Below are 16,547 nucleotides of genomic sequence, written 5' to 3' on the forward strand. Positions count from 1 at the left end.
GCCTTTGATTCCTGCGACGCCGTAGTATAGCCCAGAGCGCGAATCCGCAGATGTGACAGCAGCGAACGGAAAATCCATTGAGCAAGCAGGAACACGCCAACCGCACCAGTCAAGACGCGATCTGGAAGCGTGCCGCAAACGGTGAATTTCTTGTGGGCGGCATGCCGCTCTCGAGGGTGATCGCTGCGGTCGGCTCCACGCCTTGCTATCTGTATGACCGCCAGCGGCTGAGCGGGCGCGTGGACGAGCTGCGCTCGCAATTGCCCGAGGGCATCCAGTTGCACTATGCGGTAAAGGCAAACCCGATGCCGGCCCTGGTTGGTCACATGGCCGGCCTTGTCGATGGGCTCGATGTGGCATCGAGTGGCGAGCTGCGCACGGCGCTGGATACCGGCATGCCGGCCGCGCGCATCAGCTTCGCCGGGCCCGGCAAGTCCGATGCGGAATTGCGTCAGTCGCATGCAGCCGGCATCCTGGTCAATCTCGAATCCTTTCGCGAATTGACTGCGCTGAGAGAAGCCAGCGATTCCAGTGGGATCGCGGCGCGCGTGGCAATCCGGGTCAACCTGCCTTTTGAACTGCGCGCATCGGGCATGAAGATGAGCGGCGGATCGCGCCCGTTTGGCGTCGATGCAGAGCGCGTGCCCGAATTGCTCGCCGAAATTACGGCTGCGGGTCTGGATTTCGAGGGCTTCCACCTGTTCGCGGGCTCGCAAAACCTGGATGCGCAAGCCATCGTGGAAGCCCAGTCGCGCAGCTACGAACTCGTGCTGGGCTGGCTCGATGCCTGCCCTCGGCTGCCGCGAATCCTCAACCTCGGCGGCGGATTCGGCATTCCGTACACGTTGCGAGACCACCCACTTGAACTGACGCCCATCGCGGAAAACCTCGGTCGGCTGCACGAGCGTGCCGGACGCGAAATGCCCGGTGCGATGCTGGCCATCGAGCTCGGCCGCTATCTGGTCGGCGAAGCCGGCATCTACGTCGCCCGCGTCATCGACCGCAAGATCTCGCGTGGACAGGTTTACCTGGTCGTTGATGGCGGCATGCACCACCACCTGGCTGCTTCCGGCAATTTCGGCCAGGTCATGCGCAGGAACTACCCGGTTGCGGTCAACCGGCAAACCGCGAACAAGGAAATCGCCAGCGTGGTCGGCCCGCTGTGCACACCACTGGATCTGCTCGCCGACAGTGCCGAGCTGGACCAGGCCGACATCGGCGACCTCGTCGTCGTTTTCCAGTCCGGGGCCTATGGACTGACCGCCAGTCCGCGCGCGTTCCTGAGCCATCCGGACGCGGCCGAAGCCCTGATCTGATCTCGGCAGAAACAACCAGGCGACAACGCGAAGGCCGTACTCGAATCCCGCGCCACCCAGCGCGCCCCTCGTAGGAGCGGGCTTCAGCCGCGATGCTTTTGGTCAGGTGAATCAGGAGCATCGCGGCTGAAGCCGGCTCCTACCGATCAGGAATCTGCCGAACCGGCTTCGCTATCCACAAGCGGCTTCCCTTCCGCTTCAGCCTGCAAGGCGCTGCGTCGGATCTTGCCGGTGACGGTCCTGGGCAGGGCATCACGAAATTCGACCAGCCTCGGCACCATGAAATCCTCGAGATGGGCCAGGCAGTGCGCCACCACGTCGCGCGCGCTGACGGCAACTTCCGGATCCAGCGCGACAATCGCCTTCAGGGCCATGCCGAGGATCTCGTCGGGCACGCCAACCACGGCCGCTTCGCGGATACCGGGCATCGCATAGAGCACGTTCTCGACTTCCTTCGGACTGATCTTCTCGCCACGCGACTTGATGATGTCGTCCTTGCGTCCGACGAAATAGCAGTAGCCCTCCTCGTCCATGCGAAAAAGATCGCCGGTGTGAAGGACCTTCTCCCAGGGGTTGCGTCCAATGCGCAACGCCCTTGCGGTGGCTTCCTCGTTACGCCAGTAGCCCTGCATGACGTGGCCGCCGCGCACGACGAGCTCGCCGATCGTGTTCGGCGCCACCGGCTTTCCGTGCTCGTCGGCAACCCAGACCTCGGTGCCCGGTATGGCGATGCCGACGCTGTCGGGCCGCGACGCCAGTTGCTCTGGCGGCAGCCAGGTGCAGCGCTTGGACTCGGTCATGCCATACATCGAATAGATGCGCGCCTGCGGAAACAGCGCCTGCAACTTCAGAATGTGCGCGGGCGGCAGTGCGGCTGCGGTGTTGGTCAGGAAGCGCACGCTCTGTGCCCATTCGGGCTTGAAGTTGCGCAACTGCACGATCAGCGCGGCCATGGTCGGTACCAGCGGAAAGCCGGTGACGTTTTCGCTGGCGAGCAGAGGCAGGATTTTCTGCGGGAACGCGAACGACCGCTCGAGAACCAGAGTGGCGCCGGTCAGCACGCACATCAGCCACTGATAGAGGCCGTAGTCGAACGACAGCGGCAGCACGCTGAGAATCACGTCGTCGGCACGCATCTGCAGATAGCCGGATACAGATGTCGCCGCAAACAACACGTTGCGGTGGGTCATCATCACGCCTTTCGGATGCCCCGTGGATCCGGAGGTGTAGACCAGCATCGCCAGGTCGATGTCGATACCTCGTGGCGTGTCCGACAACAGCGCTGGGGCTGCCGCCATGAACTCCGGCCAGGCCAGCGACCCGGCATCGGATTCGCCACCCACGACAATGATCCGGCGCAGGCTGGGCACTTCCGCGGCAGCGTGGCGGGCTACCGGCAACAGCGAAGCCTGAGTCACCAGGATCGTGGCTTCGCAGTCGTTCAGCAGCCAGGCGAGTTTTTCCGCCTTGGTGCCAGGATTGATGACGCTGAAGACGCCACCGGCGCGCAGCGTGCCGAGGATTCCAACCGCGTTTTCGAGCCCGTTGTCGAGAAACAGGATGCAGCGCTGTCCGCGCTCGAAACCCTGGCTCAGAACCAGGCCGGCCGCAAAGCGCTCTACCTGGTCGTGCAACTCGGCGTAGGTCGTGCGCCGGCCCTGGCTGACCAGCGCAATCTTGCCGGGATCGCGTTCGGCGCTGCGCCGCAGGCACGCCTCGAAGCGGATCATCCGACCAGGCCGGCCTCGGCGCGCTTGCGTTCGACGAAGCGCACCAGCGGCCCGATGCCGTCGATATTCTCGGGGATCACATCGTCGTCATCGACAAAGATGTCGAACTCGCGCTCGAGCCAGTTCATCAGTCCGAGCACCCCTATGGAATCGAGAATTCCGGCATCGAACAGGCTCTCCTCCGCGGCCAGCTCGGATTCCAGCGCAACCGGAAACGTCTCGTTGATGAAGTCGCGCAAGCGCTTTTCTGTTGAATCCATATCCACTTGGCTACCCGTGGCCCGCCGAGGTTGACTGCGCAATGCCGCGCTTCGAGCGCGAAAGTGTGCCAGAACCGGGCCTGGGAGTCTGCGCGCACGCCCTTTCCGCCCACCTGACCGCCGGCCGGGCAGGCGCCGCAGGACCGTCTGCCCATGGCCGCGCGGCGGGCCGCAAAGTCCGGGTTGCCTGTGACCCCATTCACTGTATGGCCGGCCGCAGCCGGGGCACACTGGTCATTCAGACGGAACGGGGACAGGGGCATGACGGGAGTTGCACGCAATCGGCTGTGCCGGCATACGGCATCGGCACAGACAATCCGGGGGCTGACCCTCCTTCTCGGCGTGGTTCTGGGGTCGCTCTGCGCCCGCCCGGCCCTGGCCGCCCCCAATCTGCAGAACCCGATCCTGTTCGTCACCCAGGTCCCGGTACCGCAGGATTTCGCCACCATTGGCTCGGTATTCGCCAACCACATGGCCGACATGCAAAGTGCGGCTCGTGGTGGCGACCTCTGGATCCGCTATCCGAACGGCACCCTGCGCAATCTCACCGCCGAGGCCGGTTATGGAACCAGCGGCCTGCAAGGCGCCAATGCGATTGCAGTTCGCGATCCCGCAATTCACTTCAGCGGCAACAAGGCGCTCTTCAGCATGGTCGTGGGCGCGCCGACCGAGCAATACCAATGGATCACGCGCTACTGGCAGCTCTACGAAATCACCGGATTCGGCAACGGGCAAACCGTCAGCATCACGCGCGTCGCCGGCCAGCCCGAGGACACCAACAATGTCGAGCCGGCCTATGCCTCGGATGGCAGCATCATTTTCGTCAGCGACCGCCCGCGCAATGGCGAGCGTCACCTCTATCCGCAACTGGACGAGTACGAATCGACACCGACTCCCAGCGGCCTCTGGAAACTCGATCCGGCCACCGGCAGCCTGAGCCTGCTGCAGCACGCGCCCTCGGGCTCGTTCCGCCCCTTCGTCGACAGCTTCGGACGCATCATCTTCACGCGCTGGGACCACATGCAGCGCGATCAGCAAGCCGACGCCGGCAACAACGGCGCCTTCAACTGGGAATCAGAGTCAGCGAGTGCGGCGATCCTGCCACCGACCGAAGTGTTTCCGGAACCGCGCACCGACACCGCCACTACCTACGGCTTTCGCATCAACCATTTCTTCCCCTGGCAGCTCAACCAGGATGGCAGCGCGGAGGAAACGCTGAACCATGTCGGCCGGCATGAACTGTTCAGCTACTTCAATCAGAGCCTGCGCAACGATCCGAACCTTGTCGAATACATCTATGGCGCGGCGCCGCCTCGCAACAACACCAACTCGGTCGAGAACTGGCTGCAGATGGCCGAGGATCCGACCACGCCCGGACGCTACTTCGCGATCGACGCCCCCGAGTTCTACACGCATGCGTCGGGCCAGATCATTTCCATCGATGGCTCGCCGACGACCAATCCCGATGCGATGCTGGTCCGCTACCACACACCGCGCAGCACGCGTGAATTCCATGCCGGTACACCGCCCGCGGATTTCACCGGGCACTACCGCAACCCCCTGCCGCTGGCGGACGGACAAGTGCTGGCCGCATGGGTGGCGGAACCCCGAGAGGCGGCCAATGACGGGACACGACCGAACCCGAATCCGCGCTACAAGTTCCGCCTGCACAGCCTGATCGCCGACGGCGCCTACCTGCGTGCCGACCCGAATGGCGCACTGACAGGCGGCATCAGCAAATCCGTATCCTGGTGGGATCCCGACGTGCTGGTCAGCTACAACGGGCCGTTGTGGGAGCTCTCTCCCGTCGAAGTGCGCAGCAGGCCGGTACCGCCCGACACCGTCGATCCGCCCCTGCAGTCGCCGGAGGCCCAGGCCTTCAGCGCGGCCGAGGTCGACTATCAGGCATTCAGCAGCTTCCTGGCCCAGCGCGGACTGGGCGTCCTGGTCAGTCGCAACGTGACCACGCGCGACCGCGCCGACCGCCAGCAGCCGTTCAACCTGCGCGTCCCGGGCGGCGTGCAGTCGGTGGCCAATGCCGGAATTCTCTACGACATCACCCACATGCAGTTCCTGCAAGGTGATCAGATTCGCGGCCTCAACGGCAGCGCACAATCAAGCAACGGACGCCGCGTGCTGGCCCAGCCACTGCACGAGGCGGCGGCTCTGCAGTTCATGCCGCCCGCAGAACCCGGTGCGCCAGCCGGCTCGGTGCGCATCGCCAGCGATGGATCCGTCGCCGCGATCGTGCCGGCACAACGCGCGCTGGCCTGGCAATCCACATCGGAAGACGGTACTCCGGTCGTACGCGAGCGCTACTGGATATCGGTCAAACCTGGCGAAGTGCGCTCGTGCGCTGGCTGTCACGGGGTGAACACGCTCGACCAGACCGGACAACCCCCAGCCACAAACATGCCGCTGGCACTGCGCGATCTGCTGATTCACTGGCGGCTGCACGCCGACTCGATCTTCGCCAACGATTTCGATTGAGCGCAACAATCAGGTCGACTGCCAAAACCCGCGCGGGAAAAAATCTACTGCAGGAGCCAGCTTCAGCTGCGATGCCTTTTTCGACGATCCATTCAAGAGCATCGCGGGTGAAGCGCGCTCCTACGGTGAAGCATCGCGAATTGCGGACGATGGGCTTGCACCTTGGCGAGGCCAATAATTCGTCAATCGGTGCTCCGACCGTCGCGGAGCTGGCGAAGGATGGCTGCGGACTTCCGTCACCTCTCGCGTTCCCCACGACTGCTTCTGTAGGAGGCGCGCAAGCGGCGATGCCTTTCCAACGGTCCGGCCAAGAGCATCGCCGCTGACGCGCCTCCTACGGGGAACACGGCAAACGACCGACCCAGGGCTTGCTCCTCGGCAAGGCCGATGAAGCGCCAATCGCTGCTCCAAGCGTCCCGGAACTGGTCTGGGACAGGCGCTGAGCGGAAACAAGTTCCGTCGTAGGAGCCAGCTTTAGCTGCGATGCTTTGTCGACGATCCATTCAAGAGCATCGCGGCTGAAGCGCGCTCCTACGGTGAAGCATCGCGAATTGCGGACGATGGGCCTGCGCCTTGGCAAGGTCGATGAAGCGCCAATCGTTGCTCCAAGCGTCACGGAACTCGTCTGGGACCAGCGCTGAGCGGAAACAATTTCCGTCGTAGGAGCCAGCTTTAGCTGCGATGCTTTTTCGACGATCCAGCCAGGAGCATCGCCGCTGAAGCTCGCTCCTACGGCGAAGCATCGCGAATTGCGGACGATGGGCTTGCACCTCGGCAAGGCCGATGATTCGTCAATCGTTGCTCCTGCCGTCGCGGAACTGGCGAAGGATGGCTGCGGACTTGCGTCACCTCTCGCGTTCCCCACGACTGCTTCTGTAGGAGGCGCGCAAGCGGCGATGCCTTTCCAACGGTCCGGCCTGAAGCATCGCCGCTGACGCGCCTCCTACGGGAGATCACTGCATACGACCGGCCCAGGGGTTTGGACAGAAGCCAAGGACAGGCACCCATTCTGTGCCATTCGGCTCAGAGCCTGCTCCGGATACCGATCAGGGCTCGAACGATCACGCTCATCAAAGCTTGCTTCGGCGCCGAGCTAGAACCTCAGCGCGCGCCACGCCGGAACAGGATCACCTCGAAGGTCTGGATCAGGATGATCAGATCCAGGGTGAAGTTGTGGTTCTTCACGTAGAAGAGGTCGTACTTGAGCTTCTCGGCGGCGTCTTTCTCGTCAGCACCGTAGGGATAGTTCAACTGCGCCCAACCGGCAAGACCAGGCTTCACGCAGTGGCGCAAATCGTAATACTGGATCTTCTTCTCCAGCTCTTCGACGAACTGCGGACGTTCGGGTCGAGGTCCGATCAGACTCATGTCGCCGCGCAATACGTTCCACAACTGCGGCAGCTCGTCGATGCGAACCTTGCGGATGAAGCGGCCTGTGCGGGTAACGCGGTCGTCCTCCTTGCTAGCCCAGCGCGCGACGCCATCCTTTTCGGCATCGGTACGCATGCTGCGAAACTTGATCAGCTGGAAGGTCTTGCCGCGCTCGCCAACCCGCTCCTGGCGGTACAGGATCGGCGCACCGGGCCCTGATTCGATCCAGATTGCCAGTGCGGCCAGCAACATCAGCGGCCAGACAAACACGAGCATCAGCAAGGTCGAACTGACATCGAAAATCCGCTTGCTCATCCTGCGCAGCGGCGTCGCATCGAAGCCGTTCGAGAATATGAGCCAGGACGGATCGATCAGGCTCAGTTTGACCTTGCCCTGCTCGCGCTCGAAGAACGTGATCAGGTTCGTGATGATGATGCCGTCCTGCTTGCAGGCCAGAAGATCCGGCATCGGCAACTGGCCGCGGCGATCCTCGGTCGCGATAACGACTTCATTGATCTGCAACCGTTGCGCGATTGAATAAAGGGATTCCGACGCGTCCAGTTGCAACTCTTCCGGCACCGACGCCGTCTCGCCTTCGACCGGCAAGTAGCCCACAACAACGAAGCCGCGGCGATCAACACGTCGGCGCATCCGGTGCACGATCTTTCCGGCCCTCCTGCCGGCACCAAGAACCAGCACGCGGCGCTTGAGTGCGTTGACATCGACCAGGCGCAGGAATATGTGGCGACCCACCGCGATGACCGGAAAACTGATCAGCAAGGCAACGGCAATGACACCGCGACCAATGAAGATCTGCGGAACCAGATAGAAGACGAACGTGACCGCGATGCTGCCCATGACGAAACCGATCGCCTGGCGTGCAAGCAGGCCAAGCCAGTTGTCGCGCAGTGAGCGCTGATACAGGCCGATCGCGGCCATCGAGGTCACCATCACTACCCCGAAAACCACAGCCCGCAGTTCGAAGGACGTCGAGAAGACCTCGAGATAGTCCGGTTCGGACCAGAACCGGATGTACATTGCAGCCACCAGAGATCCGACGAACGCACACAGTTCGGCGAACGCCAGCAACAAGAGCCAGCGTGTACCCTGCTGACGCAGAAAATGAAACATCCCATCCCCCGGATTTGCTCGTGCGGTGCCAACTCCGTAACAGCCGCGACAAGTACCCCACTGATCAGATCGCCACACCGGTGCGAAAGTGCCAGCACGTCGTTACCTGACTCACCCGGAAACGCGGAATGCCCGGGGTGCTCGAACATGCAAGGCGAACGCGGATACTAACGCGTCGGGAAGTTGCTTGCATACAGCGCGGCCGGCTGGCCGGCGCCAAAAGGGGCAGCCATGGGCGCCTTGCAACGCTGCGCCGGGACCAAACCCGGCTTGCCCTGCCCAGCAAGCCGGCAACCGTTTACTATTGGCATTCCCCGAGAGGGTCACGCGCTTGCGTTGCGCCCTCCCGAAACCGACCCTGGAATGCCTCATGTGTGGAATCGTGGCCGCAGCGGCCGAGCGTGATGTCGTACCCATCCTGATTTCCGGCCTGCGAGCCCTCGAATACCGGGGCTATGATTCTGCCGGCCTGTCCGTATACAGCGGCGACGCGTTGAGTCGCGCTCGTACGGTCGGCAAGGTGCGCGAACTGGAAGCACGTCTGACCAGCACACCCATTTCGGGCATGACAGGTATTGCGCACACGCGCTGGGCCACGCACGGCGTGCCCAATGAAGCCAACGCCCATCCTCACCTGTCGGTCGAATCGATCAGCGTCGTGCACAATGGCATCATCGAGAACCATGCGGCGTTGCGCGAAGAGCTGAAAGCCAACGGATACCGATTCGATTCGGACACCGATACGGAAGTCATCGCGCATCTCGTGCACCACTACTGCAAGCAGGGCATGTCCCTGCGCGCCGCTACGCAGACGGCCATAAAGCGACTCGAAGGTGCCTTCGCCATTGCCCTCATGAGCCGCGATGAACCCGGGCACGTCGTCGGTGCGCGCCGCGGCAGCCCGCTCGTCGTCGGCGTCGGAATCGGCGAGAATTTTCTCGGGTCCGATGTCCAGGCCCTGATCAAGGTCACCAGCCAGTTCAGCTATCTCGAGGAAGGCGACCTCGTCGAAATCACGCGCACTTCGATCGAGGTTTTTGACGCTGACGGCAACGCTGTCGAGCGTCGCGTACATACCAGCGAGCTGTCAGCGGATGCGGTGGAGCGCGGCGAATATCGCCACTACATGCTCAAGGAAATCTTCGAGCAGCCACGCGCGGTGGCCGATACGCTGGAAGGCCGGATCGCCAATGACCGTATCATGCCGAACATCTTCGGGGTCAAGTCCGAGGAATTGCTCCAGCGCGTGCGTCACGTCCAGATCGTTGCCTGTGGCACGAGTTACCACGCCGGCATGGTTGCGCGCTATTGGCTGGAGGGCCTGGCCGGCATTCCGTGCAGCATCGAGGTGGCCAGCGAATACCGCTACCGCAAGGCCGTGGTGCCGGCGGACAGCCTGTTCCTCGCGATCTCCCAGTCAGGCGAAACGGCCGACACCCTCGCTGCCCTGCGTGAAGGCAGGCAACACGGCTATCTCGGATCCTTCGCCATCTGCAACGTGCCGGAATCCAGCCTGGTGCGCGAGTCTGATCTGGTTCTGATGACGCGCGCCGGGCCGGAAATCGGGGTTGCCTCGACCAAGGCCTTCACGACCCAGCTCAGCGCGCTGGCTCTGCTCGTGCTCGAACTCGCGCGCATGAACGGGCTCGACGATGATCGCTATACGCGCCTGGTCAATGACCTCAGCACGCTGCCCAGGCGCATTGCCGATGCCCTCGAGCTGGCGCCCGAGATCGCCTTGCTGGCCGAACGCTTCGTGCACAAGCACCACGCCCTGTTTCTTGGCCGCGGGGTCAACTTCCCGGTCGCCCTGGAAGGCGCACTCAAGCTCAAGGAGATTTCCTACATCCATGCCGAAGGCTATCCGGCCGGTGAGCTCAAGCATGGGCCGCTGGCCCTGGTCGACGAGGACATGCCGGTCATTGCGGTCGCACCGAACAACCAGTTGCTGGAAAAACTGAAATCAAACCTCGAAGAGGTCCGCGCCCGCGGTGGCGAACTGTTCGTGATAGCCGATGAGGAAGTGCAGTTCGACGGCGATGGCGTGCGCGGAGCCCTGATCAAGGTCAACTCGGGTGGCAACCTCATCGCACCCGCCGTTTTCACGGTGCCGCTGCAATTGCTCGCTTACCACGTGGCTGTCCTGCGTGGCACCGACGTCGACCAGCCGCGCAATCTGGCCAAGTCGGTGACGGTCGAATAGACACGCACACAATCAATCGAACCCGTTCGCGAACAAGGTGTCGTCCGTGTAGACGTACACGGCACCCTGGTCGACAAAGTCGATGTCGCGCCGAAGTGCGCCGACGAAAATCGAGCCGTCACCGGATTGCGCAATGTCGAATCCGAACAGGTCGTTCGGGCGTGCGTCGTCCAGCTGCAATTTCTGCGTTTGTGACCAGTTGCCGGCGGACTTCCTGAATACGTAGGCAGCGCCCTCGTACTCCGGCTTGAAACAACCGACCACCATTGTGTCGTCGCGCAACGCGACGCGTGAACAGGACATGTCCGCCGTCACGTCGTCTGGCAATACGTTGGTTTCCGGCAACCACCCGTTCGCGTTGCGGCGGTAAACCACGACCGGGCGCATCGCCTCAAGACTGGCAACGGCCAGCAGGGTGCCGTCGAAGCTGATGCCTCTGCCGAACCCCTGCCCGGTACTCGTGCCAGCCAGCGTGCCTTGTGCCTGCCAGATGCCGCCACTGCGCACATACACGGCAACTTCTCCCACGTTGTTCGTACCCAGATCGACGTTGGAGTCGCCGAGCAGCATCAGGTCGCCGCGGATTTGCGCGGCCCAGGCACGATGCGGAATGCTTTGCATCGGCGTCCATATCCCGCCACCGCTACGCTGGTAGACCGTCGTGTTCACCCCGAACTCACCGATGACGGCGGTGTCGCCGTCCAGGGCCAGACTGAAGCCGAAGGTGATTTCGTAGCCGGATACCGCCGGAAACAGCTGCGCCTCGAGTGACCAGACGCCCGCATCACGGTGGAATACGTAGACGCTGCCACCCTGCGGTTCGCCATTGAATTCCCTGCCTAGCGCGCTGATCAGGGCGATATCGCCCTGCAAGACGATTACCCCGCCAAACCTGTCATCGGTCATGCCGTCGGGCGCGAGCAGGCGAGTCTGATAGACATACCCGCCATCTGCACCGCGCTGGTAGACATAGACCGCACCGCGCTGATGCTGGGAGCCGACATCCTCGGCTTGCGCGCCGATCATCAGGGTATCGCCATCGACGGCCATCACCGATACGAACGCACCGCTTAGCCCTTGTCCGAGATCGTTCTGACGGACTAGTGCAAACGAGGCAAGCGACTGCACGTTGGCAAACAGCAACACGCCTTGTGCCGGATTGCCGAACCGTGGTGCCACCGGATTGCCAACGATCACGTTGGGCCCGTCGCGATCGACATCGAGGCGGCTCCCAAGGTATTCGTTCACTCCTCCTTGTGGATCCGAGGCAACGACACCATTCGCACTGCTGAAATCAGGCGAATACTGCAGCAGTACCACCGCGCCGGACGCCGCAGCCTGACCCGTGCGCGTACACGAGCCCACCAGCGCCCAGACACCGTCCATGGCAATAGCGCAACCAAAGCCATCGCTCGCCGTGCCGCTGGACAGAATGGGCCCGAACTGCGACCACGTTCCGCCGCTGCGCGTGATGCTGTAGACGCGACCGACGCGCGATGTCGACGGATTGGAGAGGGTCGTGACGACGATATGATCGGGGACCGCATGGTCGGTACCGCTGATGGCAACTGCCGTGCCGAAACGGTTCTGCGAATGGTCGCCTGCAGAAGGGTCGACCAGTCTTGCGACCTGCGACCACGTATTGATTGTCAATTCGAAAACATAGGCTGCGCCAGCCTGCGACTGGCCCGCCGTTTCGTCCGGCGCCCCGACGACCACGGTTCCGGCCTCAATGGCCACCGAGGCCCCGAACCGCGCCTGAGCCTGGGGCGTCGTTGGCAGGACCAGTACGCTTGTCCAGGTGCTGGGCGCTACTCGCCGTACGATCAGGATGCGCCCCTGATCCGCGCCTGCGGCGCCGTCATAGCTTGGGGAGCCGGCAACAACGATACCATCGACCGCGGCAACGGCCTCGTAGACTCGCGAGGTCGACGAGGTCGAGTATTCGAGCACCCAGGCCGATCCATTGCGTGAATAGATGTGCAGATAACTGCGATTGGATGTGCTGTCGTACGCGGTGAGGGCAAGCATGCCTTCGTGGAAGGCAAGTGTGGCACTGGAGTCACCCGGGATAATGATGTCCTGCCCGGAAAGATACGACCAGGTGGCACCTGACCGCGCGTAGGTTCGCACGATGCCGGGAATCGGAAAGTCACCGAGATTGCTGGCTACGGCGAGGTCACCGTCGATGGCCACGGAATTGCCGAAGATGCCGTTGGCCACGCCTTCACCCGAAGGGATCGCGCTGAGCTCCTGACGCAGGGAATACTCACCTGCGCGTGCAACCTGCAAGCCCGCCAGGACAATGATTGCGAGCAATGCAGACGCCAGCACAGGGCGCCGCATGGACCGGATCGTTTCTGAAAACGCAAGGCAAGCAAAGGGCAACATCCCGCACCTCGAACATCATGACCTGCCTGTTCAAACGGAATGCGGTGATTCGAAGGGCCATTGCAGGCACGCGGAACAGGGATTGCCCTTTAAGGAACCTTACTCGTTGACGAGACACCGATCGCCGCGAGCGGTCGAGGAGGAACCGTTGGCTGCCGCTGCAATGGCGATCCCTGAAAGGATCGCGAATACCGCCATCAGGGCCGGGGTCCGCAGCGGGTAGTCGACGCTGGAATGCAGTACGACAACGCTGATGCCCATCATCGCCGCAATCCCGCAGGTACGGGCGCGTGATCCGACCCTCAGCCGGACCAGGCGGATAAGGGTCATGAGCAAGGTGGTGAATGCGAGCATCACCACAAGCACGGCAAGGACGCCTCCTTCCAGCCACCATTGCGCATATTCGTTGTGGGCGTTGTTTACGTAGGCATTCATCAGGTAATTGTCGCCGGCACCTTGCTTGAATACCGGAATGAAAGTTCCGAACCCTGCCCCCAGCGGCGCTTGCCTCAAACCAATGGCTACCGTTTCGCTTGAAAAGCCATAGCGCGAGGCCTTGATAGCCGCGTCGTTGGCATCCGTACTTATCCATGCCAGCGCGGCATAAAACCCGGTCACGAAGACAAGGACCGCCAGTACCGAACCCACCTTCAGCAATCGACTGGTGCGAAATGATTGCCTGGACAGGAGTCCTGAGGCCAGCACCACCCCCATCAGAATGATCGTCGCGATGATGACACCGGCGCGCGAACCGACCGGCGGCAAGATGGCAACCAGAAGCAAGGCGATAAAAGCCAGCAAACCGACCAAAGCGCTTGATCCACCCCCTTCACGCAAGCGCCTCAGAGCAACCAGCAGTAGGACGCAAGACACCACCATTCCGATCGCGAAGCGATCCACCATGTTGTTACCCTGATCTGCGCTCCTGGCTGGTTCAATCCGATATTCCCGTATCGGCAGGTCATGAACTGGCCCGGCTTTCTCGAAGAATAAACGCTGGGCTGGATCGAACCATGAAATGAGCCTCACAAACTGATGGGGTGGTCGGGGTGGACGGTGTTGGAGGGGCTGCTCCTTCCTGTTGGACAGGGTCGCTGCAAGTGGCTGGTGAAGTATTGAATGCTCCATCCAAGCTGTCCTTCGACAAGCTCAGGACGAACGGCTGAGGTAAGCCGGTTGATGCGCGTTCAAGGCAGGAAGGCTTCTGCGCGGGTTTGCCGAGGGCGGAAGCGGGATTTGGGGAAGAGGCGGGCTATCTTCGAGCTCAACCGATAGAATCAGACGCCATGACCAAGGCTTCGGCACAAACTGGCGCGGAGGAATCCGGGGAATCGGATTCCGGGGATCTGGCCGCACTGGATCAGCGTACGTTTCGGCGCGTGATGGGACGGTTTTCCACGGGTGTTGCGGTGGTCACGTTTCTGCGCGATGGCGAACCTGCGGGAATCACGGTCAACTCGTTTCTTTCGGTATCGGCGGATCCGCCCCTGATTCTGGTTTCGCTGCGCAGGGAATCCAGTGTCATCCACCATCTGGGCGTGGGTGATTGCTACGGCGTGAGTTTCCTGACCGAGGAGCAGCTGGATATCGGGCTGCACTTTTCCGGCAAGCCAATCGAGGATCTCGATGTGGCTTACGAGGAAAAGGATGGCACCCCCTTGATTCGCGGCAGCCTGGCTCAGGTGATTGGACGCGTCGTGGATGTGCATGAGGCGGGCGATCATTTTCTCTATATCGCCGGCGTCGAGCACCTTTGGCAGGGCCCGGAATCGAAGCCGCTGATTTTCTACAGCGGTCGTTACAAGCAGATTCACGCGCATGAACCTGGCCGTCATTTCAGCGACGAGCTGCAGGGGTGGTAGTTGCCAGGGTAGATCAAAAGCGCCACCCTCATCCGCCCTATGGGCACCTTCTCCCGCCAGCGGGAGAAGGAAAAGCGCCACCCCCCTCATCTGCCCTGATTCGCCGCTTCTTGCGGCTCACCCTTCGGGCCTGCTTCGCCGTTCGCGCCCGATCCCGTCGAGCGCAGTCGGGCACCTTCTCCCGCCAGCGGGAGAAGGAAAAGCGCCACCCTCATCCGTCCTGCGGGCACCTTCTCCCGCCAGCGGGAGAAGGAAGAGTGCGAGTTGCTGCGCAGTGAAATACCTCTCCCGCTGGCGGGTGAAGGAACATCAAGCAGCGGGATCCGGGAAGTGTGCCCCGGATCCCGGGTTGTGAATCAGTTGGGTACGACCACCGCACCGAAGTTGGCGTGTACCAGCATCCATTTGCCGCCCATCTTCGCGTAGACGCGTGTCGACTTGGCCAGGTTGGGGCTGACCTTGCCGTCCTTGTCTTTCGTCATGCCCATGTAGTTGTACGTAAGAATGGCCGTGTCGCCGTAGAACTGCACGTGCGGGTTGAGCATCTCTGAAACCAGCCCGGTATCACCGCCTTTCAGGCTTGCTTCGTAGAACGTGGATGCCAGGGCCTTGCCCTCTACCAGGGTCGGCGCTACGGGATTGAATTCCGTATAGCTGTCGGCGACTGTGGACATGGATTCCGATGCAGGTTTCTTGGCATCTTCTGCAGCCCACTGCGCCTTGGCCAGGCCAATGATCTCGTCTGCGTTCTGTGCAACGGCAGGTGAGGCGAATCCGAGAACGACGACGGACAGGGCCGCCGCAAGTGACATGCTGAGTGTTTTCATTGTTCTATCCCCATGAGTGAGTGAATGCACTACGGGCGACTTCTGTCGATTGTTTTACTGGAGCGACGCTCCGCACGGAGCTCACGTTCCCCGCCGGGCCAGCGGCCCGGTGCACTGGATCGATTGAAATCGAAAAATCCCCCCTACGTGCGCCCCTCACTCTACTCCTGGGCTTGTAAACAGGGGGTTAGCAAAAGCACTCGCGCTTCTACCCGATCGCCTGCAAATGGAGTTGGCTCTTGTTCGCGTTATCAGCGAATCCAGCGGCGAACACGTCAGCGCTGGCAGTACAGCGGTGCGCGACACTTGCCTGCGGCAGGACTCGAATCGGACGCCTGAGAGGCCAAACGCGGCTCCCGAAACCCTCACTTTCCGATGATCTGCAGCATGTCTTTCATGCTTGTCGCTTCGAGCATGGTGGTTCGCAGCGTGGCCCCATCGGCGCTTTTCATTCGGGCATCGCGATCGACGATCAGCTGCCGGGCTCGGATCGCATCGGCGGTTGCTATCCGCTGCAGGTCGAAACGAACTTCGGTACGACCGTTCGGATGCGCCATCAGCCAGATCCCCGAATGCTCGGATTCGAGCTTGTCGAGCCGATAGATGTCGAGCCGCGAATCGATCAGATAGACCTCACCATGCGCGCCCATGACCCGCTGCACGCTCATGATCTTCAGATCCGCGGCATCGTCATGGCGCACGCTGCCGCTTTGCGGAAACAGGACAAGAACCGGATAGGCCAGGTCGGCCGGCATCACAGGTGGCGGCGGCGCACATCCGGCGAGCAGTACGATCAACAGCATCAGGCAAGTGTGGCGCAGATGGACGGCCAAACGGCAACAGCCCGTCGCGGTCGCATGCCTGCGCCGACAGCTGCGCTTTGCACATCGGGCCTTGCCTAGGGGATGTGGCAGCCATTCGGTCTGGCTGGCGAAAGTTTGAATGACGTCGCCCATGACACGCCCT

The 16,547-nt window shown here is 62.2% G+C and carries 11 protein-coding genes; 4 read left to right on the forward strand and 7 right to left on the reverse strand.

Features of this window, described 5'->3' with window-relative positions:
- The first annotated feature begins 77 nt into the window (after positions 1–77).
- Positions 78–1,316, forward strand: coding sequence for a pyridoxal-dependent decarboxylase, exosortase A system-associated (locus R3F00_RS05375; RefSeq protein ID WP_371280700.1), 1,239 nt, complete (start codon positions 78–80; stop codon positions 1,314–1,316).
- 146 nt (positions 1,317–1,462) lie between these two features.
- On the opposite strand, the gene R3F00_RS05380 is transcribed toward R3F00_RS05375, so the two are convergent.
- Entirely contained in the window at positions 1,463–3,046 is a 1,584-nt protein-coding gene (locus R3F00_RS05380) for a class I adenylate-forming enzyme family protein (protein WP_371280701.1), read from the reverse strand.
- Positions 3,043–3,306, reverse strand: a complete 264-nt coding sequence (locus R3F00_RS05385; protein WP_371280702.1) for a phosphopantetheine-binding protein — start codon at positions 3,304–3,306, stop codon at positions 3,043–3,045. The genes R3F00_RS05380 and R3F00_RS05385 overlap by 4 nt, the downstream gene beginning before the upstream one ends.
- Positions 3,307–3,567: 261 nt before the next feature.
- Here R3F00_RS05385 and R3F00_RS05390 point away from each other — a divergent pair, with 261 nt between their 5' ends.
- Positions 3,568–5,796 (forward strand): hypothetical protein, encoded by a 2,229-nt coding sequence (locus R3F00_RS05390; RefSeq protein ID WP_371280703.1) that lies wholly within the window; start codon positions 3,568–3,570, stop codon positions 5,794–5,796.
- Between the two features lie 1,101 nt (positions 5,797–6,897).
- On the opposite strand, the gene R3F00_RS05395 is transcribed toward R3F00_RS05390, so the two are convergent.
- Positions 6,898–8,298: a TIGR03013 family XrtA/PEP-CTERM system glycosyltransferase gene (locus tag R3F00_RS05395; RefSeq protein ID WP_371280704.1), complete on the reverse strand. Its 1,401-nt coding sequence runs from the start codon at positions 8,296–8,298 to the stop codon at positions 6,898–6,900.
- Positions 8,299–8,668: 370 nt separating this feature from the next.
- Here R3F00_RS05395 and glmS point away from each other — a divergent pair, with 370 nt between their 5' ends.
- On the forward strand, positions 8,669–10,501 hold the full coding sequence (glmS, locus tag R3F00_RS05400) for a glutamine--fructose-6-phosphate transaminase (isomerizing) (protein WP_371280705.1): 1,833 nt from the start codon (positions 8,669–8,671) through the stop codon (positions 10,499–10,501).
- Between the two features lie 12 nt (positions 10,502–10,513).
- Here glmS and R3F00_RS05405 read toward each other — a convergent pair whose 3' ends face one another.
- Together R3F00_RS05405 and R3F00_RS05410 are read right to left on the reverse strand one after the other, a co-directional pair.
- Positions 10,514–12,847 carry an FG-GAP repeat protein gene (locus R3F00_RS05405; RefSeq protein ID WP_371280706.1) on the reverse strand — a complete coding sequence of 778 codons (2,334 nt, stop codon included), beginning with the start codon at positions 12,845–12,847 and terminating at the stop codon, positions 10,514–10,516.
- A 144-nt stretch (positions 12,848–12,991) separates the two neighbouring features.
- On the reverse strand, positions 12,992–14,020 hold the full coding sequence (locus R3F00_RS05410; RefSeq protein ID WP_371280707.1) for an O-antigen ligase family protein: 1,029 nt from the start codon (positions 14,018–14,020) through the stop codon (positions 12,992–12,994).
- A 158-nt stretch (positions 14,021–14,178) separates the two neighbouring features.
- On the opposite strand from R3F00_RS05410, the gene R3F00_RS05415 reads away from it, so the two are divergent.
- Positions 14,179–14,754: a flavin reductase family protein gene (locus R3F00_RS05415; RefSeq protein WP_371280708.1), complete on the forward strand. Its 576-nt coding sequence runs from the start codon at positions 14,179–14,181 to the stop codon at positions 14,752–14,754.
- Positions 14,755–15,110: 356 nt separating this feature from the next.
- Here the strand turns inward: R3F00_RS05415 and R3F00_RS05420 are convergent, their stop codons facing one another.
- Positions 15,111–15,581 carry a DUF4440 domain-containing protein gene (locus tag R3F00_RS05420; RefSeq protein ID WP_371280709.1) on the reverse strand — a complete coding sequence of 157 codons (471 nt, stop codon included), beginning with the start codon at positions 15,579–15,581 and terminating at the stop codon, positions 15,111–15,113.
- A 365-nt stretch (positions 15,582–15,946) separates the two neighbouring features.
- Positions 15,947–16,384 carry a hypothetical protein gene (locus R3F00_RS05425; RefSeq protein WP_371280710.1) on the reverse strand — a complete coding sequence of 146 codons (438 nt, stop codon included), beginning with the start codon at positions 16,382–16,384 and terminating at the stop codon, positions 15,947–15,949.
- Positions 16,385–16,547 lie beyond the last annotated feature (163 nt).

The sequence above is a fragment of the Dokdonella sp. genome (assembly GCF_041395345.1).
Classification (GTDB): domain Bacteria; phylum Pseudomonadota; class Gammaproteobacteria; order Xanthomonadales; family Rhodanobacteraceae; genus Dokdonella.